The organism is Microcoleus sp. PH2017_05_CCC_O_A (assembly GCF_020738785.1).
In the GTDB taxonomy this organism is placed as follows: Bacteria; Cyanobacteriota; Cyanobacteriia; order Cyanobacteriales; family Microcoleaceae; genus Microcoleus.
Map to the genome: position 1 here is coordinate 1 of NZ_JAEQCB010000321.1, position 1,295 is coordinate 1,295.

The 1,295-nt window shown below is 42.2% G+C and carries 1 protein-coding gene; it reads left to right on the forward strand.

Annotation, left to right across the window (positions count from 1 at the left end):
• Positions 1-1,191, forward strand: a 1,191-nt coding sequence (locus tag JGK20_RS34335) for a tyrosine-type recombinase/integrase (RefSeq protein WP_293233859.1), incomplete at its 5' end; no start/stop codon positions are given.
• Positions 1,192-1,295 lie beyond the last annotated feature (104 nt).

Here is a 1,295-nt window from a genome sequence, read left to right on the forward strand (position 1 = left end):
TGGGAAAAACTATTTGACCCTACCCTTGCTAAATATGGTATAGGCGGGGGCAAATATGCCAAGCTAGCTGATGTACTTCAGATGCCAGGTGCACAGGCTGCAACACCCGAGATTACCGTAGGTGAGATGTGGGAAGCGTACCTTCAGTGGAAAGAAACAACCATTGAAGAGACTACGTTTAAAGTAACTTTCCAGACACAGTTTTCAAACATTATTTACGGTAAAATATGGAACAACCAAACTAAGCAACACGTCCAATCCGACCAGAGTATTAGCGACATACGCTTAAGCGATGGACAGAATGTGATGTTTGCAATCACAAATACCACAATAAACAGAAAGACTTACTTTATCAATGAGTTGCGACTAGCTTTCGAGTATTGCAAATCAAAAGGTATGCTAGTCAATCCCACAACCGAAAACCCTTTTGTCAGCGATAAATTCAGCGCACCTGCTATCACAACTCAGCAAAAGTACGCATCCAAAATAGTAAATGGGGAAGAGAAACAATGGCACGAGGTGACGGACGAAAAAGCGCTAGAAGAGGATAGACGCGCATTTACCAAGATAGAGTGCGACATCATTATCAAGGCTTTTTATGGGTCTAACAAGTCTCATTTTGCAGCCTTGGTCGAATTCTATTTTCTAACAGGATGTCGCACATCAGAAGCGTTAGCCCTCTGTTGGCATGATATAGATTTTGAAAGAAATCTAATTCGTTTTAATAAATCATTAGGTGCTTCCACCCACAAAATAAAAGAGACCAAAACGGGCGAGGCAAGACTATTCTATTTCAGTGACAATTCTCGATTGAGAGAGTTGCTGATCCAACTAAAAGGCGAGAGCTTAAGCAATCTTTGCTTTCCGAACAAAAAAGGTAAATACATTCCAATCACCTCTCTACAAGAGGCATGGCGGGGATTCAAAAAAACTAGAGCCCTAGCTGATGGTACAGAAAAAACTTACTACTACCCCGGTGTAGTCACTCAGTTAGTTGAGGAAGGCGTCATAGGAGGGTACTTACCGCAATATCACACCCGCCATACCTACATCACCCTTACTGCTCACGCTAACGCCCACAATAACAATGCGCTATTACATATAGCAACCGCCTGCGGTAATAGCGTAGATGTGATACTGAGGCATTATCTTGGGGTAAGCGAATCAATACAGATAGTTGAGGCAATGTAACCCCCTACCCCCTTTAATCAGGGGGTATTTTTTTGACTATTTTCCTGTACCTACTGTCATTTTACAAAGTAGGGCGCTAAAGTAGGAGCCTACTTTAATACAAC